Origin of the sequence: Planococcus donghaensis, from assembly GCF_001687665.2 — a bacterium.
GTDB classification, from domain to species: domain Bacteria; phylum Bacillota; class Bacilli; order Bacillales_A; family Planococcaceae; genus Planococcus; species Planococcus donghaensis.
Map to the genome: position 1 here is coordinate 785,939 of NZ_CP016543.2, position 21,882 is coordinate 807,820.

General features: G+C 39.1%; 20 protein-coding genes. 6 read left to right on the forward strand and 14 right to left on the reverse strand.

Going from position 1 to position 21,882, the window contains the following annotated elements; all coding sequences use genetic code 11:
- Positions 1 to 11 precede the first annotated feature (11 nt).
- On the reverse strand, positions 12 to 389 hold the full coding sequence (locus tag BCM40_RS03920) for a YidH family protein (RefSeq protein ID WP_065527054.1): 378 nt from the start codon (positions 387 to 389) through the stop codon (positions 12 to 14).
- 333 nt (positions 390 to 722) lie between these two features.
- On the opposite strand from BCM40_RS03920, the gene BCM40_RS03925 reads away from it, so the two are divergent.
- Positions 723 to 1,550 (forward strand): glycerophosphodiester phosphodiesterase, encoded by an 828-nt coding sequence (locus tag BCM40_RS03925; RefSeq protein WP_065527744.1) that lies wholly within the window; start codon positions 723 to 725, stop codon positions 1,548 to 1,550.
- A gap of 192 nt (positions 1,551 to 1,742) precedes the next feature.
- Here BCM40_RS03925 and BCM40_RS03930 read toward each other — a convergent pair whose 3' ends face one another.
- The 5 genes from BCM40_RS03930 to BCM40_RS03950 all read right to left on the reverse strand — a co-directional run bounded on the left by BCM40_RS03930 (position 1,743) and on the right by BCM40_RS03950 (position 6,873).
- Positions 1,743 to 2,882: a CapA family protein gene (locus BCM40_RS03930; RefSeq protein WP_065527053.1), complete on the reverse strand. Its 1,140-nt coding sequence runs from the start codon at positions 2,880 to 2,882 to the stop codon at positions 1,743 to 1,745.
- Positions 2,883 to 3,212: 330 nt separating this feature from the next.
- Positions 3,213 to 3,668, reverse strand: a complete 456-nt coding sequence (locus tag BCM40_RS03935) for a GtrA family protein (protein WP_065527052.1) — start codon at positions 3,666 to 3,668, stop codon at positions 3,213 to 3,215.
- A gap of 33 nt (positions 3,669 to 3,701) precedes the next feature.
- Entirely contained in the window at positions 3,702 to 4,841 is a 1,140-nt protein-coding gene (locus BCM40_RS03940; protein WP_065527051.1) for a glycosyltransferase family 4 protein, read from the reverse strand.
- Between the two features lie 43 nt (positions 4,842 to 4,884).
- On the reverse strand, positions 4,885 to 6,033 hold the full coding sequence (locus tag BCM40_RS03945; RefSeq protein WP_065527050.1) for an NAD-dependent epimerase/dehydratase family protein: 1,149 nt from the start codon (positions 6,031 to 6,033) through the stop codon (positions 4,885 to 4,887).
- Positions 6,034 to 6,135: 102 nt separating this feature from the next.
- The gene (locus BCM40_RS03950; RefSeq protein WP_065527049.1) at positions 6,136 to 6,873 is read right to left on the reverse strand and encodes a hypothetical protein; all 738 of its coding nucleotides are present in this window, start codon (positions 6,871 to 6,873) and stop codon (positions 6,136 to 6,138) included.
- 165 nt (positions 6,874 to 7,038) lie between these two features.
- On the opposite strand from BCM40_RS03950, the gene BCM40_RS03955 reads away from it, so the two are divergent.
- On the forward strand, positions 7,039 to 9,072 hold the full coding sequence (locus BCM40_RS03955) for a Na+/H+ antiporter (protein ID WP_065527048.1): 2,034 nt from the start codon (positions 7,039 to 7,041) through the stop codon (positions 9,070 to 9,072).
- A gap of 85 nt (positions 9,073 to 9,157) precedes the next feature.
- Here BCM40_RS03955 and BCM40_RS03960 read toward each other — a convergent pair whose 3' ends face one another.
- Entirely contained in the window at positions 9,158 to 9,772 is a 615-nt protein-coding gene (locus BCM40_RS03960; RefSeq protein WP_238323754.1) for a hypothetical protein, read from the reverse strand.
- A 119-nt stretch (positions 9,773 to 9,891) separates the two neighbouring features.
- On the opposite strand from BCM40_RS03960, the gene BCM40_RS03965 reads away from it, so the two are divergent.
- Positions 9,892 to 11,175 (forward strand): MFS transporter, encoded by a 1,284-nt coding sequence (locus BCM40_RS03965; RefSeq protein WP_065527047.1) that lies wholly within the window; start codon positions 9,892 to 9,894, stop codon positions 11,173 to 11,175.
- 51 nt (positions 11,176 to 11,226) lie between these two features.
- Here BCM40_RS03965 and BCM40_RS03970 read toward each other — a convergent pair whose 3' ends face one another.
- From BCM40_RS03970 to BCM40_RS04000, 7 genes are all read right to left on the reverse strand, one after another.
- Positions 11,227 to 11,943, reverse strand: a complete 717-nt coding sequence (locus tag BCM40_RS03970; protein ID WP_065527046.1) for a 3-ketoacyl-ACP reductase — start codon at positions 11,941 to 11,943, stop codon at positions 11,227 to 11,229.
- A 170-nt stretch (positions 11,944 to 12,113) separates the two neighbouring features.
- Positions 12,114 to 13,100: an ABC transporter substrate-binding protein gene (locus BCM40_RS03975; RefSeq protein ID WP_065527045.1), complete on the reverse strand. Its 987-nt coding sequence runs from the start codon at positions 13,098 to 13,100 to the stop codon at positions 12,114 to 12,116.
- Positions 13,101 to 13,219: 119 nt separating this feature from the next.
- The gene (locus tag BCM40_RS03980; protein ID WP_065527044.1) at positions 13,220 to 13,975 is read right to left on the reverse strand and encodes an ABC transporter permease; all 756 of its coding nucleotides are present in this window, start codon (positions 13,973 to 13,975) and stop codon (positions 13,220 to 13,222) included.
- A complete protein-coding gene (locus BCM40_RS03985; RefSeq protein WP_065527043.1) occupies positions 13,959 to 14,747 on the reverse strand; it encodes an ABC transporter ATP-binding protein in 789 nt (262 codons plus the stop codon). Before BCM40_RS03985 ends, BCM40_RS03980 begins: the two co-directional genes overlap by 17 nt.
- Before the next feature lie 260 nt (positions 14,748 to 15,007).
- Entirely contained in the window at positions 15,008 to 15,928 is a 921-nt protein-coding gene (cysK, locus tag BCM40_RS03990; protein ID WP_065527042.1) for a cysteine synthase A, read from the reverse strand.
- A gap of 424 nt (positions 15,929 to 16,352) precedes the next feature.
- Positions 16,353 to 18,077, reverse strand: a complete 1,725-nt coding sequence (ade, locus tag BCM40_RS03995) for an adenine deaminase (RefSeq protein WP_065527041.1) — start codon at positions 18,075 to 18,077, stop codon at positions 16,353 to 16,355.
- Between the two features lie 250 nt (positions 18,078 to 18,327).
- Complete coding sequence (locus BCM40_RS04000; protein WP_065527040.1) at positions 18,328 to 19,248, reverse strand: PhzF family phenazine biosynthesis protein; 921 nt, start codon at positions 19,246 to 19,248, stop codon at positions 18,328 to 18,330.
- A 144-nt stretch (positions 19,249 to 19,392) separates the two neighbouring features.
- On the opposite strand from BCM40_RS04000, the gene BCM40_RS04005 reads away from it, so the two are divergent.
- The 3 genes from BCM40_RS04005 to BCM40_RS04015 all read left to right on the forward strand — a co-directional run bounded on the left by BCM40_RS04005 (position 19,393) and on the right by BCM40_RS04015 (position 21,869).
- Entirely contained in the window at positions 19,393 to 20,049 is a 657-nt protein-coding gene (locus BCM40_RS04005; protein WP_065527039.1) for a potassium channel family protein, read from the forward strand.
- Between the two features lie 136 nt (positions 20,050 to 20,185).
- The gene (locus tag BCM40_RS04010) at positions 20,186 to 20,845 is read left to right on the forward strand and encodes a reverse transcriptase-like protein (RefSeq protein WP_065527038.1); all 660 of its coding nucleotides are present in this window, start codon (positions 20,186 to 20,188) and stop codon (positions 20,843 to 20,845) included.
- A 223-nt stretch (positions 20,846 to 21,068) separates the two neighbouring features.
- Complete coding sequence (locus BCM40_RS04015) at positions 21,069 to 21,869, forward strand: DUF4397 domain-containing protein (RefSeq protein ID WP_065527037.1); 801 nt, start codon at positions 21,069 to 21,071, stop codon at positions 21,867 to 21,869.
- The last annotated feature ends 13 nt before the right edge of the window (positions 21,870 to 21,882 follow it).

Sequence of the window (21,882 nt, forward strand, 5' to 3'; positions counted from 1 at the left end):
TATATAAAAAATTACATAATCATGAAAAAGTAAACAACGACCATCATAATCATGATCGCCAGCATAGAGGAAATCAAAGTGATATGCATATTCGACGGTGTGAATGTTTCATTTATAAGTTGTTGACGCTTTTTTTTGTAATTTTGAGTTGCTGAAAAAATAACAACGAGACCGAAAATACAGGCGAAAATTCCAAGTGCAATCGTGAAAGTATCTACAAAAGAATTACGCGTGACACCCATCGTAAAGTGCAAACTAGTCGCCAGAAAACCAACGCCAACGATTGAAATAACAGTTCGAATCCACGCTAAGTATGTACGTTCATTAGCAAGATGCTGTTGTGTATAAGTTAACTGGTTTTTTTCTTTTTTATAAGACTGACGGGACATTCCATTCTCTCCTTACCGTAATTATCGACTTTTAAAATCTTTAACGAGTTGGATTCGAGAAAAATCATGTGGTTCTAGTATAAATGAATCGACAATAAAAAGGAATTTAGAAAGATGTGCAGAAAGGCTAGGTTAATGCATAAACGTTTGCAATTGTATTGAAGAAAGATCGTGTAAAAGATTTATTAAGTTCTTGTCAATTTCACCAATTACTAAGTTTCAAAGGATATAGTTAAGGGGAAATTTAACTTAGCTTTGAAAAGGGGGTTGAACTAGTTGGGAAAAAAACCGTTTAGTTTATTGGTTTTACTGATTATCAGTCTAGTTGTTTCAATGAATTCAAAAGTGGCATGGGGAAAATCGAGAGAAGTAGAAGTTAACCCCAATCGGTTTTTGAATATTGCTCATCGTGGAGCATCGGGGCATGCGCCTGAACACACAATGTTTGCGTATCAATTGGGCAAAGAAATGCACGGTGATTACATCGAAGTGGATTTGCAAATGACAAAAGATGGTGTGTTGATTGCGATGCATGATGAAAAAGTGGATCGAACGACTAACGGATCAGGTTACGTAAAAGACATGACACTTGCTGACATCAAAAAATTAGATGCGGGTTCGTGGTTTAACGCAGCTTACCCTGAAAAATCCCAGTCGCAATACGAAGGAGTAAAAGTGCCAACTCTCGAAGAAGTGATTGAAACTTTCGGAAAAAACTCTCGCTATTACATTGAAACAAAAGCACCAGAGGTTTACCCAGGGATGGAAAAGGAATTAGTAAGGGTTTTAAAAAAGCATAAGTTGAATGGTCAAAATACACAATCTAGTAAAGTAATCGTACAGTCTTTTAGCCAGGAAAGCTTACTCGAAATGAATAGCCTTGCTCCAGAAATTCCTTTAGTTCAACTGATTTCGTACTCGAAACCAGCATTGATTTCAGATGCAGAACTAACGATTATCAAAGAATATGCGATTGGTGTAGGCATGAACCATAAGAGAATAGATAGAGCTTATGTAGAGCAAGTACGACATCATGGCTTATTAATCCACCCATATACCGTTAACAAGCGTGCGGATATGGAACGCTTAATGGAGTGGGGTGTAACGGGGATGTTCACCAATTATCCAGATGTTTTAGAAGCTGTATTGAAAAATAAGTAAGAGTAGACATATGTTCGAATTTTAAAAAATTAATAAATTTAATAAAATCGTCAAGACAATTGTAAGAATGATTGAAATAAGTAAGCTGCCGATACAAGAGATTCGCATATGGATTCCACCTTTTTTATGATAGTATCAATTACCCTACACGCTAAACAAATAAAACGCCCAAAGCAATTTGCTTTGGGCGTTTTATTCGATAAATTCAAGATCTTTGATCCAAGTAGATAAGTGGACTTTAGTAGCATCATTTAAATTTTCATCAATATTTTTTAATAAATCCATTTCGTAATTTTTCTCATTAGAGCTTTTAACAAAAGTGGTTGTAAAAGCAGGGTTTTCTAAAGTGATGGAACTTGAATTTGCTGTTACCTTTTTGACGATATCCAGATGCAAAATCGCACCAATTTGGCGATCTAGTCCGTCTTGACCCGATAAAAAATTGCCAAGTGAGTAGATAACAAAAGCTCTTCGACCGTCTGCTGTGTCTATCCATTCGGGTGGCTGTAGCACGTGAGGGTGGTGACCCAAAATGATATCGGCACCATTAGTAGCAGAAAAATGAGCCAATTCGATCTGCTCAGCATTTGGCATACTTTGATATTCTTGTCCAAAATGCAGGCTTAAAACGACGATATCAGATACTTCTCTGGCACGTTTTATATCTTGTTGGATGACTAAAGGATCAATTCGGTTAACCAAGTAATCCATTCCGCCAGGGGTAGGAATTCCGTTTGTTCCATACGTATAGGCCAAGAAAGAAAAAGTGATATTGTTTCGTGTCACTAATGTCACTTTCGCTCGCTCTTCGTCCGATAAAGCAGAGCCCGTATGCACCATTCCAATTTGATCCCAGTAACGAATGGCATTTTCGATAGCCGGGAGCCCTCGATCTAGGGTATGGTTATTTGCCAGTGTGACAACATCTACGCCAGAATTTTTCAAAGCAGCGCCTATCTCATAAGGGCTATTAAAGGCAGGGTAAGTCGATAGTCCAATTTCGCTGCCGCCAACTATACTCTCAGAATTGGCGATGGTGAGATCAGCTTGTTGGAGATAAGGTGTTACTTTTTCAAGCATTGGATTAAAGTCAAAGCGGTTCTCACTTTTAGCATCTAAGTATACTCGTTCATGAATGAGTATATCTCCAATAGCAGATAGCGAAGCAGCGTATTCTAAGTTCAGCTCTGAAGGGCTAGTAGCAACTGGGAAATTTCGGTCTTTAAAAACAGTTGGCTTGCTTTCGTCGGCGTTAGTAGAGGCTGAACATCCAATCAGAAGGAAGGTTGCAGCAATTACTAATAGAAAAAAAGAGACTTTGCTGAAGTTCACTTTTCTCACTCCATAAATTTAGTAAGATCTTGAGCACTTCCTATATGTAAAAGTCGCTTTGGTTTCATGCATCCACTTGAACGGAACTAAAAGATACAGAATCCATGGGCGGAGTTTCTATTTTACGGCAATTGGAATAAGAGTTGGTCATCAGTTGGATCTTCCTCTATAGATTACTACTTTTAACAAGGTTTAACTAGATAGGAAAGCGGAAAAAAGAATTATATTTCTTATCATAAGAAAGGCGGAGGAGGAGGTTGTGAGTTTGAATGTCAACTTATTCTCAAATTTAAAAAACCCATCTCTTGAAAGGATGAGTTTTGATGAGAGTTATGGTTCTTTGTGTCGTTGTTGTTTGTCTTTAAAAACAAAGTATTTAATCATGAAAAAACTAGCTACAAAAGATGCAAACATCGCAAGTCCTTTTGAAAAGTTTAAACGAATCCAACTAGGCATATCAATAAATTGAAGCAATAGATTAAATGCTAAAAAAACGCCGTTATTGATCAGTAAGCTAAAGAGGCCTTGCAGGACAAAGAAGAATATTTGCTTTCGATTGCCTCTAGCAGAGCGGCGGAAAGTAATTCTAGAATTCCAAAAGTAACTATTACTGATCGCTAAACAATAGGCAATTGTATTAAATAACGTTAATATTCCGCTGTGATCAGTAGGATATAACAGCAATAACAAGTTGAGTGAGCCAATATCGACAGCTGCATTGGAAATGCCAATAATGGTGAATTGCAGTGTCTGGATAGGTGCCTTGTGTTTGCGGCTGTTCTCCATTTCAACACCCTATTCCGCGAAACTTTAGTATTCTCAATCCATCGCCTGATAAGAATCTACTGTTTTGGCTTCTGCCACTTGTTTGTATAAATCACGAATTTGTTCTGCCACAGCAGTCCATCCGAGATCTGCTACGTCAAGTAAAGCTTGTTGCGCGAGCTGTTGACGAAAATTTTTGTCTTCAAGTTGAAGAATGGTTTGTTTAAAACTTTCTGGATTTTTCGAGTCGTAGAGTAAGCCGTTTTTGCGATCTGTCACTTGTTCTTTTGTTGGGCCACTCTCAGCAGCAACTACCGGCAATCCTGAAGCCATTGCTTCCATAATCACTAATCCTAATGTTTCTGTCGTGGAAGGGAAGACAAATACATCTGCAGAAGCAAAAGCTGAAGCCAATTCATTGCCATGGAGAAACCCAGTAAACACAGTGTGAGTATCTTGAAAATAAATTTCGAGTTCTTTTCTATGAGGACCATCACCGACGATGGCCAAACAAAACTGATCTGAAATTAGTAAAACGTCTCGAATTTTTTCAATTTCTTTTTCTGCAGCTAGTCGTCCAACATAAATCAGCAAAATTTTATGGTCTTGCCCATTAGTTAAACGACAGCGCATCTCTGCCGTAGCTTGTTTCGGATGAAATGTCTCAGTGTCAACGCCACGTTTCCAAACATGCAATCGCTCAAACCCCTTTTCTTCCAATTCATTTAATACAGTTCGAGACGTGCATAAATTTAAGTCGGCAGCATTGTGCATTTTTTTCATAAACCACCACATAATCCAATCTAGTTTTCCGAGATTATAATAGGCCATGTATTGAGGAATATTCGTGTGATAAGACGCAACCATAGGAATCGCTAACTTTTTAGCATACGTAACACCTGAATAGCCGACCACAGCAGGATTAACGACATGTACGACATCCGGATCAAATTCCATCATGTATTTTTTAACGCGACGATTTGGAAAAGCGAACTTTTTTGAACGATAAAAAGGGAATGCGAATGCGGGAATTCCTTTTACTGGAGCTCCATCAAATTCCTTTACCCCTAAATCAGGTGCGATAATTTGGATTTCGTGACCGTCTCTATGCAACCAACGAATGCAAGCTGTTAATCTCGTAACAATGCCATCTGTTGAAGGTAGGAAAGTTTCAGTAACAATTAGGATTTTCATAGAAACAGCTCCTTTCTATGAACAAGAACTTAGCAACCGTCATTTACTTCCACTTAACGGTTGGCAAGACATTATTTTTGATAACGCGATCTTTGTGAACTAGGACTGTTTTTAATATTTCTCGAATAACCTCTTCAGTCAGTAAATGAGGTTTTAACCCCAAATCCAATAAATTTGTGTTAACCGCTTCATAAAAATGTTCTTCTTTTTCAATACGTGGATTTTCCAGATGGCTAATACCTACAGTTAATCCTTCTGCTGCTGCGACCTTTTGTACCATTTGTGCCAATTCCATTACGGAAAAATCCTCTGTAAATTGGTTAAATACACGAAATTCACCAGGTTCAGCTGGGTTCTCCGCAGCAATTTCAATACAGCGCACTGTATCTTCGATATTTAAAAATCCGCGTGTTTGCCCGCCTGTGCCATATACAGTCAGGTCATGCTCTGTCGCCGCTTGAATAATGAATCGATTTAAAGCGGTGCCAAAAACCGAGTCATAGTCAAGACGATTTGTCAGAATGGGGTCTAATCTGGTTTCTTTTGTAGAAAGTCCGTAGACGATTCCTTGGTTTAAATCCGTTGCTCGTATTCCCCACACTCTACAGGCGAACATAATGTTATGACTATCATGCACTTTAGATAGATGGTAATAAGAACCCGGTTGTTTAGGAAAGGGTAAACGATCTTTTCGACCTTTATGTTCGATTTCTATATATCCTTCTTCAATGGGAATATTGGGAGTTCCATATTCACCCATGGTTCCGAGTTTGATCAAATGACAGTCTGGAACAATGTCTTTTATGCCATACAGCACATTGAGCGTACCGACGACATTGTTTACTTGGGTGAATACAGCATGTTCGCGATCAATCATAGAGTAGGGGGCAGATCGCTGTTCAGCAAAATGAACAAAGGCTTCGGGTTGTTCTTGTTCTAGCACCCTTTTTAAAAACTCGAAATCCTGTAAATCGCCCTCGTATGTACGCATCACTTGGCCAGTCAGTTCTTGCCATTTGTTTATGCGCTCTTCAAGAGATGCAATGGGCGTAAGCGAATTGGAAGCCAGTTCTTCATCCATTTTTCTTCTGACCATATTATCGATGATGGAAACATCATGTCCTTGTTGAGATAAATGCAAAGCAGTTGGCCAGCCACAAAATCCATCTCCTCCAGCAACAATAATCTTCATCAAAATACCCCCGTTCTTTTTTCTGAATATTGTATATATATCTTTTGTACCACTTTGCTAATCGATATAAACCTGAAGCCTGAGAGAGCTCAAACAACGAATTTAAAGAATAAATTGAAGTAATACGGTGATAAAGACAATACCAGCGATAAAAGAGGGATAGCTACTATTTTTTTCTGCCGGCAATTCATCATTTAAAATATTTAAGATAATGCCTCCTGTTAGAAAGGCAGAGAAAAAGGCGATGTTCAAATCGGTAGTATCTGTTAAATGATAAAGTAACCAACCGATTAATACAGAAACAGCCAATACCCAACGGCCAATATTGGTATACAAATCTTCGTGTGTTAAATGCAATACGCGATTGTTGGCTACAAAATGAAATGAAAAAACCACAAAATAAATAATGTAATCGGGAATTTTATCTCCGCTCAAATCAACGAGTAAATAACCAATCAGTATGTTATACAAAGCAAATCCAAAAATTTCAAGAGCAAAAACATATGTGCTTGGTTGGGAGATGTTTTCTTCTCTTTCATTTTTGGCTCTTGATTTTTCATTTAATTGATTAATTCCATAGAAAAAAGCGATACCTGCAAGTGTCAATAAATAGGTGGAATACTCTAATTTCTCAATCCATGAAGGCAATTGGGCTATTTCAGCTACTTTCTGGTAATGTGTTAGCTCCGGAACTAAATGAAGAAAGACGTAAGCAATAGACCCTCCAGAAACAAACGACATCAATCTATCCTTTGGCTTTCGATCTAAAAATTTTATATAGTTCGTAAAAATATGAACAAACATAAATGCGATAATAATTGCCAAACTAAAATAAAACAAGAGCCACACCCCCTTCTACCAATTAGAAAGTGTATACCCTAATTTTTATTGCGCATTCGTCATGCTAAAAAAATCTTTAAACATTCATTGGATAGCGAGCGTAGTCTATGCTGGATTATGGGTATACATAAATAATTCATCTTTAAAGCAGAATGGAGATCCACTATGGACTTATTGCTAACAATTTTCTTATTGTTGATTTGTTTATTGATTTCAAATGTCGTCAGTCATTATACATCCTATATTCCAACTGCTTTAATCCAAGTAGCGTTAGGTGTAATTTTGGTTCTTCTATATGAAGACATTACATTTGATATTGATACCGAATGGTTTTTATTGCTATTTATCGCACCGCTATTGTTTAACGACGGCAGTCGTTTTCCAAGAGAAGAGCTATGGCGGATGAAAGGGCCTATTTTAGGCAACGCAATCATACTTGTGCTACTGACAACCGTAGTTGGTGGCTACTTTATCCATTGGTTAATAGAAGAAATACCGCTAGCAGCTGCATTTGCATTAGCAGCGATTTTGTCTCCGACAGACCCAGTAGCGGTTAATGGCATTGCCCAGCGAATTCGGATTCCTCAAACCGTATTGAGCCTTGTTAGAGGGGAGTCGCTAATCAATGATGCCTCAGGACTTGTTGCTTTCAACTATGCAGTGGCTGCTGTCGTCACGGGATACTTTTCATTGTCGGAAGCTGTCTTCGATTTTTCGTATAAATTTTTAATAGGTGGAATTTTAGGACTAACGCTAGCTTTACTGGTTATTAGCATTCGTTTAGTTTTACGCAAGCAAGGTATTAATGATGTTACTTTTCATACCTTATTGCAAATTATGACTCCCTTTATAATTTTCATCGTAACAGAAGAAATTTTACACGCATCGGGAGTTATTGCAGTAGTGGTCGCGGGCATTGTCCATTCCTTGGTAAGAGAACAAACAGAAACTTTGATCGCTGAAGAACAAGTATTAACTGAAAATATTTGGACGATTATTTTATTTATTTTAAATGGTGTGGTTTTCTTGCTATTAGGTTTGAGTATCCCGACTTCGATGAGTGGTGTGCTCGAAAATCCTAATATATCCTTATGGTTGCTTTTACTTTATGTATTAGCAGTTGGAATAATGATTCTTGGGATTCGTTTTGTTTGGGCTTATTTATTTTCTTTATATGAATATCATTTAGGGAAAATGAAACAAGTAACTAAACCAAGTTTTAAACTAACCTTGTATATCAGCTTAACGGGCGTACGGGGAACCGTTACGATGGTTGGGGTATTGTCTTTACCATTTTTAATGGACAACGGAGAGGCATTTCCAAACCGGGCGCTCCTCTTGTTTTTAGCAGCGGGAACAATTCTTTTCACGTTAATTGTTGCGACGATTGTTTTGCCACTCCTTAGTAAAGGACAAATAACAGAGAGTGGAAGCATGGAGAAAATGGATTTGAACGAAGCGCAACGTCGTATTTTATTGGCATCGATTCGAAAGATAAAAGCTGAAATTACTGAAGAAAACGAAGCTGCCGCTTATGAGTTAATCGAGGAATATGAATTGCAGTTTCGCCATATTCAAACGGATGAAAAGACAAAAGCTCAAGCGACTAAAAAATATTTGCGGAAAATACGCGAACTTCGTTTAAAAGCTTTAAAAATTGAACGGAAATATGTGGAAAAACAATACCGCAATAAAAAGATGAAAGAAGAAGTATATGATGCCTTTGAAAAGTCATTAAATCGACGAGAAGAAGTGGTCGCTGATAATGCGCGTTCGACCATGCTTTATTTGCAAGGCAAGCTTATCCGAGCATGGAGGCGCTTTAGAGGTCAAAACTCTCGCGAAGAAGAAACGCGACTGGTCGAATTCCAAGAAGGTCGTCAACTTCAATTAGAAGCGTTACAAGTTGCACTTTCTGGACTAGAAGAAATTGCTAAAAAGTATGAGCCAAAAGAAATTATCGACTCTGTCATCTCAGATTACAAACAAATGACCAGTCGTTTAAAAAAACCGGAAGCTTTATATGATGAAAAGTACGAATTGCAAAAAGAAGAGTTACGCGTAATTGTGATGGACATGGGCCGCTCGGTCATCTATAAAATGTATGTAGCAGGAGAAATTACGCGGGAGCAAGCAAAAGAATTGAGACGCTATATTCATAATGTTGAAAGTGTCACGCTTTATGAGACTAATGAGTAAAAGTGTAAATGGAAAATATGGAGGCTTTTAAAAACCAGCGCAGATGTTCTGCGCTGGTTTTGTTTTTAATCGCGGGTCCTCGTCCTCACTCATTTAAGAGAGAATGTTCAACATAATCGTAAACGAGGTCAGGTAAAACAGACGGTTCGAGATTTTCCCAAACAATTTGATCCCGTGTGGCTTGATCAATAGTGAAAGACATAACGCTTTTATCTTCTATATTTTTTTGTTCATTTAAAACGGGATAAATCCATGAAAGCGATATGTTATGGAGCTGATTGATTTCTGAAGCACTTTCTAGAACTTTGATGGCATTTTCCCACATCAGTTGTTTTGTGGAAATCATAGTAAACCCTTTATCCGCGTTTAAAGAAAGTTCAACATCCCATCCGCCCGAAGTTTTGGAAACGACTATGCTAGATACACGAGTTTTATCCATATTACTGATTGCGCCGACGCTCTCATTGACGATAATGTTGAGTTCATTTTTCAAATTTTTAGCTTCTTGCGATTCTGGTGTTAATAGCCAACCGCCGATTGCAATGAAAATAACAGCTATTGCGACAGACCAAAATGATAGTAAAATTTTTTTGTGTGCGATAGCTATGATTAGTATCACTCCTTTTCGTCTATCTTTGTTATTAGTATAAAGTATATAGGATTTTAGTTTTTCTAAAAGAGGATACTGAGTTTTTGTCATTGGGTCTATCTAGCAGAAAGAAAAACGTTATACTGGAAAAAGAGTCGGGATTATTTGCTTGTTGAAGGATTTTAATTGGTCCATGTGTTGAATGGAAATCTCGAATAATGGGGGAGCTTATGAAGCGAAATGCAAGACAAGAAGCAATGGTGAAAAGTTATGCTGATTCACCTGAAAAATTTAAACGTTTGTATCGTCGAACTTTATGGATTGTCGCATTGGCTCAGATTTTTGCTGGGGTTGGGTTAACAGCTGGCGTAACAGTCGCTGCGCTTCTTGCTTCAGATATGCTTGGAACAGATCGGTATGCTGGGGTACCAGTGGTTTTTTTCACGATAGGTTCCGCAGGTGCGGCACTTATCATTGGCAGACTATCTCAACGTTTTAGTCGGCGGGTAGGTTTAGCATCAGGATTTCTAGCAGGTGCAATTGGTGCGCTAGGCGTTGTTGTTGCTGCGTTATCAACTAATATCTTTTTACTATTTCTATCTTTAGTGATTTACGGGGCAGGAATGGCTACAAATTTACAAGCGCGCTATGCAGGTACAGACTTAGCTACAGTGAAGCAACGTGGTACTGCGATTAGCGTAGCACTGGTATCACTAACCTTAGGTGCGTTTGCGGGACCTAATTTAGTTGGCGTAATGGGCACTTTTGCGGAAGCTATTAATATTCCATCTTTAGCGGGTCCGTTTATTTTAGCTGCTGTCGCATTTGGGATAGCTGGACTCGTTATTTTAATCTTATTAAGACCAGATCCATTGCAAGTTTCTAAAGCTTTAGCAGTACATGTACAGACGGTCGAAGAAAGTTCAGAAGTGGTGAAAAAAGACGACCCTGCTATCGATAGAAAAGGCGTTATCCTAGGTGCCACTGTAATGGTATTAACCCAGTTAATTATGGTAGCCATTATGACCATGACACCGATTCATATGGGGCATTATGGTCACGACCTTGGAGATATCGGATTAGTTATCAGCATACATGTAGTTGCTATGTATTTACCTTCAATTGTCACAGGAATACTTGTGGATAAGCTAGGTCGAATTTTCATGACCGTAGCAGCCGGAATTACATTTATGGCGGCAGGTTTAGTTGCTGCATTTGGACCGAGTGAATCGATTATCGGCTTGATGTTCGCGCTCGGTTTACTTGGTCTCGGCTGGAATTTCGGGTTTATTAGCGGTACCACATTAGTCGTGGATTCAACCGATCCTACAATGCGCGCAAAAACACAAGGAACGGTCGATGTATTAATCGCTTTAGCTGGCGCTACAGGCGGGGGACTCTCGGGCATGATCATGGCGCAATCTAGTTTTGCTGCTATGTCATTAGGCGGCGGCATTCTAGCACTTGCCTTGATTCCAGCTGTTTTATGGTCGACTAAAAAGCCGCTTACTTAGGTAAATAAAAAAGTGCGCAGTTCAATATTGAACTGCGCACTTTTTAGGTTACTACGGGTTTGTTGACCAAAGTCCAGCTGATTTCACTAAAACACGTGGATGAAGTTTTAACTGAGCCACCATCATTTCAGCTAAATCTTCTGGCTGCATTACTTTGTCCGGATTGCCATCTGTTAAGTTTTCACCAATCGCTAAGTCAGTTGCAACAGTACTTGGGGTTAAAGCACTAACTCGGATATTGTGTTTTCTTACTTCGAGCATTAACGATTCTGTTAATCCCATTAATCCGAATTTTGAAGCGCTATATGCACTTGTTACCGGTGCACCTTTTTGGCCAGCTGTTGAAGAGATATTAATAATATCACCTGATTGGCGCTCAATCATTTGCGGCAATACAGCGCGTGTTACGTAATAAACACCCATCAAGTTGGTATCGATAATGGCTTTGAATTCTTCGGGTGATAAATCAAGGAAGTTGCCGAATTTACCAATACCTGCATTATTGATCAATATATCAATCGAACCAAGTTCAGACAAAACATGTTCGACTGCGGCATTTACCGAATTTTGGTCTGCAACATCAGCTACTGCAAAAACAGTTTTCACACCATATTGCTCAAGTTCAGCTACTACTTTTTCCAAGTTTTCAGCAGTACGTCCAACAAGTCCAACGTTTATGCCTTCTGCTGCAAAAGCGATAGCTGTAGAACGACCAATTCCTCTACCAGCACCTGTAATTAATGCGTTTTTACCTGTTAAGTTTTGCATATAAATAGCTCCTTTTTTCGTAAATTGATTTCCTTCATTAGTGTAGCAAAGTATTGATAGAAATTCTAAATAGAGAACTCGAGAATCACTTATCTTCGGCCTACGTTTTTCTTCATAGGAAAACTTTCGACAAAAAAACAGCAGAATAATTTCTGCTGTTAAAGTCATCGCTATTCGAGAAATTGCGTATCAGTTAATAGTGCGAAATCAGGTTGCTCTTTTAGGAATTTTAAATCGAAAGAGGAATCTCCGAATGCTTGGATTTCTTCAGAAGCAAGAGCCGTATCGAAAATCATGTTCTCCCAAGCGCCATCTATTATGGAAGCTTCCAATTTTTGTCCAGTGATGTCATCGATTGTGGCAATGGTTATTTCTTTAGCTTGGTCCGGGTTTTCAGCGATAAATTCAGTAGCTTCTTTATGAGCATTGACAATCCCTTGAACCATTTCCGGGTTTTCTTTAATCAATTCACTAGAAGTTACCAAGACAGAAGCAGGCAATGTCGTACCGAATGAAATTTCATCTGGTTCGATAATAACTTTTGCGCCAGTATTTTGTTTTAGTACAGATGCCCAAGGTTCAGGAGCAACTGCAACGTCCACTTTTTCAGTAGCAAATAAAGCTTCGTATTGAGCCGGATTGCCTGTTTGATGCAACATTTCTCCACCGATGCGGTTTGAAGTAATGCCTTGTTCTTTCATGAATGTTTCGAATTGCACATCATGAGTGCACCCGACACGAGGCGTGATAAATGTCTTGCCAGCGAAATCATCAACAGAATCGATGCCGCTACCATTTCTAGCCATGACTACGGTCCCGCCTGAAGCACCACCAGCAATCATCGTTACATCTGCACCGTTTGTATAATTGTTCATTGCCGGACCTGGTCCAACAAGACCAGCATCAATATCACCAGTTTTTAAGGCAGTCATAAAATCCGCACCATCAGCAAACGTAACATAATCGACAGTTGTGCCATCTGCCAAGTTTTTTTCATACAATTTCTGGTCTTTGGCAATCATAGCAGGTACATGATCTAGGTTTGGAAAATAACCGATAGTCACGGATGATGAATCTTCGCTCGCATCTGGTGAACCACAAGCCGTCAAAGTGCCTGCTAGTGTAAGGGGTACAATAAGTGAGATAAATCGTTTCATAAGATAGATTCCTCCTGTAATTTAAATGTAGTGTAAGTAGTTAATCCATATAATTCAAACCCGAATCTTGAAGGGGAGTACAGAAGTAAAAGGATTTATAGTGTTGTTATTGATAAATTTTATGTTTCCAATCCCCAGCGCTTAAGAACATTCTTTTCAATTCGTTGGAATATCATCAAGTCAACAACCGCCCCAACGACTCCTATAATGATCATCACTCCGATAACCAATGACATATTACCAAAATCAGAAGCGTATCGTAATGTATAGCCGAGACCGGGACCAGAGCTAAGCAGTTCCCCAGCCATCAAGGCTCGCCAAGCAAACGCCCATGCTAAACGTGCACCTGTCACAAAATAGGGAACAGAGGCAGGAATAATTACTTTGATGAATAAATCCAAGCCGTTCGATCCCATGGTACGAGCAGCTTTGATAAATAAAGGATCAACATTTTTGATGCCTGTTCTGACATTCAAGATCATAACGAAAGTTCCACCCAGAATGACAACGAAAATGATAGAGCCTTCACCAAGTCCAAACCACATCATGGCTAAAGGAAGCCAGACAATGCTGGGTACACTTTGCAAAGCAAGTACTAAGGTGCCAAGTGTTTCATCTGCGGTATTAGAGCGTGCCAGTAAAATACCGATACTTGTTCCGATTAAAATAGCGGCAACCAAACCAATAAGCAATCTACGAAAGCTAGCCATCAAGTCATAGACTAGTGTCATATCCGAAAATCCAGCCATTAAAGAATCATAGACGCTGAAAGGAGAAGGAAGTATGGTTTCGTGCCAGAGTTCAAAGCGGGACCCTAGCTCCCAAAAGACAATAAGTACGGCGAAGAAGATTAGTCGTTTAACTGTCGGCTTCATATGACTGCTCCTCTTCGATGACTTTGTCAATTTCTGTTTTCAATAAAGCCATAATTTGTTCTTCTAATGCACCGATTTGTTGTCGATGTTGTTCACGGGGCCTAGGGATATCAACTGTAATATCAGTCAATATTGTTCCGGGTCTCGTACCCATCACAATAATTCGATCAGACAGTTTGATCGACTCTGAAATACTGTGAGTTACAAATACAATGGTTTTTTGGGTATCTATCCAAATTTCCTCCAGCTGTCTGTGCAGGCGACTTCTCGTTTGTTCATCTAGTGCACCGAACGGCTCGTCCATCAATAAAACAGCAGGATCCATTGCTAGGGACCTTGCAATTGATACACGCTGTTGCATGCCACCGGATAGTTCATGAGGATAATGAGTAGGGTAATTACTGAGTTGCACCATTTTCAAAAAGTGTTGTGCACGCTTCAATCCTTCACTTTTAGATAATTCTTTGCGTAATGGAAACATGACATTTTCAGCAACGTTCATCCAAGGAAACAGGGCAGCTTGCTGAAATACCATTCCTCTATCTTTTCCTGGTTTCACAACTTTTTTCCCATTTACGATAATTTCTCCTGATGTTGAGCTAGTGAGTCCGGCAATCATTGATAAAAAAGTGGATTTTCCACAGCCAGAAGGGCCTAGAATAGAAATAAACTGTCCTTTTGGAATCGAGAGGTTGATATCATTTAAGACAGTAATGGGTTTGTTATTTTTATCAAAATAAACTTTGTTGATATTCTTTGCTTCAATAAACATCGTCAATCACCTATGTAAAACCTACCTTTCCTATCGGATATTATATTAAAGTATAGTAAAGTGGTAGGTATTGTCAACATTATAATGAAAATATTTCGATAACAAACATAAAAAGTATGCGGGCAACTGGATAGAAATACTTTATCCACAAAAAAACAAGCAGATCCGAAATTTCCGGTCTGCCTGTATTAGTGGTGAAAATTATATAAGCTGAAGTTAAAAACTAGCTGTTGTAAATTTGTAATGTATATAGATAGAGTCTATTCTTCGAAAAGATTCATGCTCAAATAACGTTCTCCCGTATCAGGAGCGATGCACAAAACTTTTTTGCCGCTGCCAAGACGTTTTGCAAGTTCGATTGCTGCATAAATGGTGGCACCTGCAGACGGTCCGACAAAAATACCTTCTTCACGAGCAACTCGTTTGAAGATTTCAATCGCATCTTCATCTTGAATCGCCATAATTTCATCGTATATTTTCGTATTTAGGATATTTGGTATAAATCCAGGGCTCGTTCCTACTAATTTGTGTTTACCAGGCTTCCCACCAGACAACACAGGCGATCCTTTTGGTTCTACAACTGCGATATAAAGCTCCGGCAAATGTTCTTTTAACGTTTCACCGGTGCCTGTAATGGTACCGCCAGTTCCAGCTGATGCTACAAATGCATCTAATTGGCCGTTCATTTGCTCTAAAATTTCTAGCGCAGTTGTTGTTCGGTGAATATCTGGATTGGCTTTGTTTTCGAATTGTTGTGGGATGAAACTGTTTGGGATTTCCTTCTGTAACTCAAGTGCTTTGCTAATTGCGCCAGGCATTTTTGCATCACTTGGCGTTAAAACGACTTCAGAACCAAATGCTTTCAATAAGTTGATTCGCTCTTTTGTTGCGTTATCTGGTAACACTAGAATAGAGCGGTATCCTTTTGCAGCAGCAACCATAGCGAGACCAATTCCCGTATTGCCACTCGTTGGTTCGATGATGGTAGCCCCTTCTTTGAGCAAGCCATCTTCTTCAGCCATCTTAATCATATTATATGCAGCACGGTCTTTAACACTTTTAGAAGGATTAAACATTTCGAGTTTTACATAAACATCGGCAGCCCCTTCTGGAACAATGCGATTCAATTTGACAACGGGTGTGTCACCAATCAATTCAGTAATATTATTATATGGTTTCATGGAGAAAACAACCTTTCTTAAGTAGCGGTATTTGTCATCTGCTTGTTTGTATGTTCTTTTTAACTAGTCCGTCAGTGAATGTATTCTAATGGACGGGCTGGAGTCTAAACTTTATTGTACTAGTATAGCGCATATTTGTTAATCATATTGGTTTTGTCGGCTTAAAATAGATGAGCTTAAAATGATATAAATTCCTGTAGTTGTCATGACGGTGAGGCTTGAACAACGATTAAATGACCCGGAATTATGTATCATTACTCCTATATGGACTGCTTTAATGCTCAATAAGCTTGGCCAAAAAATGTGGCTATATAAGATGGTTCGCTAAACGAGTGGGGAGAGATCCAACTTGTCCACTTGGAACCGAAAAAGAAAAACCGCAATGCCTCAAATGAACTGACCCAAAAGGCATTGCGGTTTTTTATTACTCTTTAACAGCTACTTGAATATGTTGGAAAGTTGCAACGTCAAACAAACCGCAGTCGGTTAATTTTAAATGAGGAATCACAGGTAAAGATAAAAAAGACAATGTTAAAAAGGCATTAAAATGAGTAGGTGCTCCTATTTGCAAAAGACTATCATCAAGAACTTTTAGTTGTTCGTAAACTGTTTCAAATGGTTCTTCTGACATTAATCCGGCAATTGCTAAAGATACACTTGTTAATAGTTCTCCATCTTGAACAACGACCAGTCCACCGTTAATTTGTTGCACAGCTTCAACTGCAGCTTTAATGTCTCTGTCCGTTGTGCCAACAGCGATAATATTATGTGAATCGTGTGCAACTGTAGTGGCAATCGCTCCATTTTTTAAACCAAGCCCTTGAACAATGCCTAAACCAATATTACCAGTAGCCCGGTGACGTTCAACTACAGCCATTTTTAAAAGATCTTTGTCTGTATTTGAAACAAAGACCCCACCCAGTTGTGGCACTTCTAAAACTAAATGCTCGGTGATGAGATTATTCGGATTAATGCCGATCACATGAGCTTTTGTACTGTCTCCCATAGGAATCTGGAAGCTAGCAAGAGACAATTCTGCAATACGAACAGTATCCTGAACGGCTAGTGAGTCACTTTTACTTTTCGAGGGGCCAACATACTTGCCGTTTTGTGCTGCTGCTTGACCGCCCTTATAAACCGCTGAAATGGTGAATTCATCGAGGCTATCAAGCAACAGAAAGTCGGCATCATAACCTGGCGCAATGGCGCCTTTTTGTCGCAACCCAAAGCATTGCGCCGCATTAAAGCTAGCCATGGAAATAGCGGTAATCGGTGCAATGCCTTGTTTAATAGCTGTTCGAACATTAAAGTCGATACTGCCTTCTTCTATTAAATCATCTAAATGTTTGTCGTCTGTACAGAACAAACAACGATGAGCATTTTGTTCAGTTACACCTTCAAGTAAAGTCTCCAAATTTTTAGCGACAGAACCTTCACGAAGCATGACGTACATGCCGCGCTCAAGGCGTATAAGCATTTCTTCTTTTGTTACGCACTCGTGATCAGTTAAGATTCCTGCAGTGCCGTAAACATTAATGTCAAGTGCAGTGAGACCTGCAGCATGCCCATCAATTTGCTCGCTCAGCAGCAACTTATCAAGCATTGCTTCATCTGCCCGCATAACGGCTGGGAAGTCCATCACTTCTGCTAATCCCAGAACATGATCGCGTTGTAAAAAAGGTGCTAAATCTTCAGCTGTTAGTCGGGCCCCTGCATTTTCAAAAGAAGTAGAAGGGACACATGACGGCAACATAAACTTAATATCGAGTAGGGTTGTTTCCGCATCTTTCAACATAAATTCGAGACCTGCTGTTCCGCTAACATTGGCAATTTCATGTGGGTCTGTAACAACGGTCGTTACCCCATGAGGCAAGACAACTTGTGAAAATTGTTGCGGTGTGACCATAGACGACTCGATATGAACATGAGCATCAATCAAGCCCGGAGCAATATATTTTCCAGATGCATCAATTTCTTCGTAGCCTTCATAATGACCAATGCCAACAATCATACCATCACTGATTGCTACATCCCCTGTAGTTAAGGTTTTTGTAAAAACATTGACGATTGAAGCGTTGCGTATTATCAAATCGGCTTTTCTTTTTTTATTGGCAGCATCGATTCGATTTTTTAGCTGAGTTTTATTCATATGGCTAGGACTCCTTTAGGATAAATTTAAAGTGTTTAATTTGGACAAACTGGAGATACGACTTTATTTAAGAACTAAGCTTTGGCTTATTCTACAGGAGATGGATAATTTGCTCTAGTATAATTGAGGAATTATGAAATAAGAAGTAAACTGTGGCAAATAGGGGTGTGAAGAAAACTTAACAAAAATAACCACTAGCAGCTTTAAAGAGCGAAAGCAAAGTTGCTAGTGGCATATAAATTCATACTATTTATGGAACATAAAGCTCTCCTTGCCCGACAACAATTGCGGTGCCTCCAATTTTAACTTCTTCAAATTGTTGGTTGTTTTTGTGAATCATAATATCGATGAAACTAGGTCTTCCCATTTCAAAACCTTGTTCGCTCCTTATTACATAATTGCCATCGGCTTTTTCATCAATTGCCCCATGTTCTACTAAAAATGCTCCTAAAGGGCCGCTAGCAGCGCCGGTTGCTGGATCTTCAGAAATACCCATGGCAGGAGCAAACATGCGACAATGAACAGTAGAGTCGTCGTATTCGGTTTCTGTTGTAAAGGCGAATATGTGCTGGCGATCGAGATTGCGACTAAAGTGGCGCTCCCAGACATCCGTTCTAAAATTGATTTCTCTCATCGCAGCAATTGAGCGGAGGGGAACAAATAAGAATGGCAATCCAGAAGAAACAGTTTGTATTGGGAGATGGGGATCCAATTCTCCCTTTGCCAATGATAGTAAATCTGCAACCAAAGCCTGTCTGGTTAATATTTCACCGAAAACAGGAATCGGTTGAATCATTTCAACTTTGGTAATTTTTTCTTTGTTTAAAGAAACGGCTACAGAGATGTCTCCATGCTCTTCTTCAAAAACCCACTTATTAACCCCATCTTGGGTAGGTAGCATTTTCAAATAAGCCATCACAAAAGCTGTGCCAATTGTAGGATGACCTGCAATTGGTAATTCGACTTGAGGCGTGAAAATCCGGAGATTGATTTGATTTTGTGGCTTGGTAGGCGGGCAAATAAACGCAGTTTCTGATAAGTTTAACTCGTTAGCAATCTGTTGCATGGTTTTTGTCGTTAATCCAGAACCATCATGAAAAACTGCGAGTTGGTTACCGCCAAAAGATTGCGTCGTAAAAACATCAACTAACGTATATTTTAACGTCTTCATCTTAATCCTCCTTTATCTGAAAATTTAGTTTTCTTAGTTTCTTTGTATCAGTTAGCCCGTTAAAAGTCCACTACCTTCCATTGCAATCAATCTAATATGAGAATAAAGTAGGGATAGAAAATCAAATTGAAAAGAGGGAAGCATGTGAAAAAACAAATTGTGGTCATTGGGTTAGGACGTTTTGGTAGCAGTGTTTGTAAGGAACTGCATAGCCTAGGTCACGAAATTATGGCTATCGATGCAAATCCAGATAAAGTCGACGCTTTGAGAGACTATGCTTCTTTTACAGTGAATGCGGATGCGACAGATGAAAATCAGTTGAAATCTTTAGGTGTCCGAAATTTTGAACATGCCATCGTAGCTATCGGAGATGATCTTCAGGCAAGTGTGTTGTGTACATTAATGTTAAAAGAGCTTGGCCTACCTAAAGTATGGGTAAAAGCACGCGACCTTCAACATGAAAAAATCCTTCATAAAGTAGGAGCGGATCGTGTGATTCAACCAGAAAAAGAAATGGGCATTCGCGTTGCCCATCATGTAGACTCTGATAAAATCGTCGATTATATCGATTTATCGCATGACTACAGCATTATCGAGTTGGTTGTTTCTGGCAAAATGGCAAATAAAACATTGATCGACATGAATATTCGAAAAGAATTTAATTGTGTTGTCTTAGCCATCAAAAAGCAGGAAGAAGTTAATATTGCCCCTGCTATTGATGATATGGTTGTTCAAGATGATGTGTTAATCGTAATGGGCCATAAAGATGACTTGAAACGATTAGAAGAAAAAAGCTTATAGAAGAAGGTCAGTCAACTCTTGAGTTGACTGACCTTCTTGGTTGGAGCTATCGTTTAGCTAAATTAATAATCGGGAATAATAGAAAAAAGAACGTTCTGAAGAGACTGATGTTTTGTAAGAGATGGGGGGACTATAGATGAAGTTCCGAATCGAATGGACGTATAGAGTTCCTAAAGGAAAAGAAGTTGTGTTCTTTTCAGATGAAATGCCAGTAGAAGTAGCTATCGAAATTGCTGAAGACTTAGAGCGCACAGGGAGAGTCAAAAAACTTCGCTTTGAAGACCAATTTGATAGCAGTTGGACATTAAAAGAGGTAAAAGCATATTTGAAAGAGATTGAAACAGAACCTCATCATTTGAGTGTTTATTTTGATGGTGGTTATGAGCGTACTTCAGGAGATGCAGGGTTGGGATGTGTGGTCTACTATAAGCAGAATGGGAAACTATTCCGTCGTAGAACAAATACAAAGTTAGACGGACTGATTTCAAACAATGAGGCGGAATATGCCGCCCTCTACTTTTGCCTACAAGAGCTAGAAGTTATGGAAGTACGTCGACAACTAGTTACTTTTATCGGTGACTCACGAATTGTTATAAATGGAATGGAAGGCGAGTGGCCATTAGAGGAAGATAAGTTAGGTTCATGGGTAAAGCGAATAAGAGAAAAAATGAATAGTATGGGTATTCAAGATGAATATCAGTTAACACCCCGCAAATCAAATGCAGAGGCCGATAAATTAGCGACCCAAGCGTTAAAGGGAATATCAATTGCTTCAACGAGTGAAATACTCGATTAAAATGAATTTATATATGCAAGGTTAATCAGGCGGAAACAAGTATTCCGTCTGATTTTTATATATAGAATAATTGTTAAATTCCTGTTTTTATATACGCTTTTTTAGTACTTATTAATCAAATTCACAATAATCTGATATTTTACTTGCTTAGAGATAAGAAATAGGTTATAAATAGATTATTCAATAGTTATGCAAAAACTATACAAGTGAAGGAGAGGAAGAAATGAAGAAAATCTGGTTTTCATTCTCTGTCGCAATGGTCCTTGTATTTTCCCTACTAGCTTCTGGAGTTTTGGCTGATGGACATACCGCTAAAGTAAGAGTATTACATGCTTCGCCTGATGCTCCTGCTGTCGATGTTTATGTCAATGGAGACTTAACACTTGAAAATGTCCCTTTTAAAGCAGACTCAGGTTATATGGATGTGCCTGCCGGAACACATGATGTAGAAGTTTTTGCAAATGGAACAGAATATGCTGCAGGTGAAGGTGTACTGCAGGCAGATCTTGCTGTAGAAGCTGGAAAAGCTTATACAGTTGCTGCAGCAAACTCATTAGATTCAATTGAATTTGTAGTTGCCGAAGATTCAATGGAAGTAACAGACGGAAAAGCAAAAGTTCGTGTCGGACATTTATCTCCGGATGCACCAGCCGTTGATGTTGGCGTAATTGATGGAGACGCATTGTTTAGTGGAGCGGAATTCCCAGGAATCACAGACTATGCAGAGCTAGATCCAGGAACATATGATTTAGAAATACGTTTACCAGATGGCACGCAAGTCTTGCCATTAGAAAACACTGAACTAGCTGCTAATACAGTTTATAGTGTATTTGCGGTAAACACAGTCGACTCGTTAGAAATCATTGCGCTTGTCGATTACGAAGCTGCGGAATCACCAGATGGTATGCCGACTACTGGTCTTGGCACTCCTAGTCAATCTCAAGCAATCTGGTTATTGCTAGGGGGAGCAGTAGTTCTTATCGGAGTTAGTAGTCTAGTGTGGAGAAAACGATTTCAACAGTAACCTATGGTTTTTC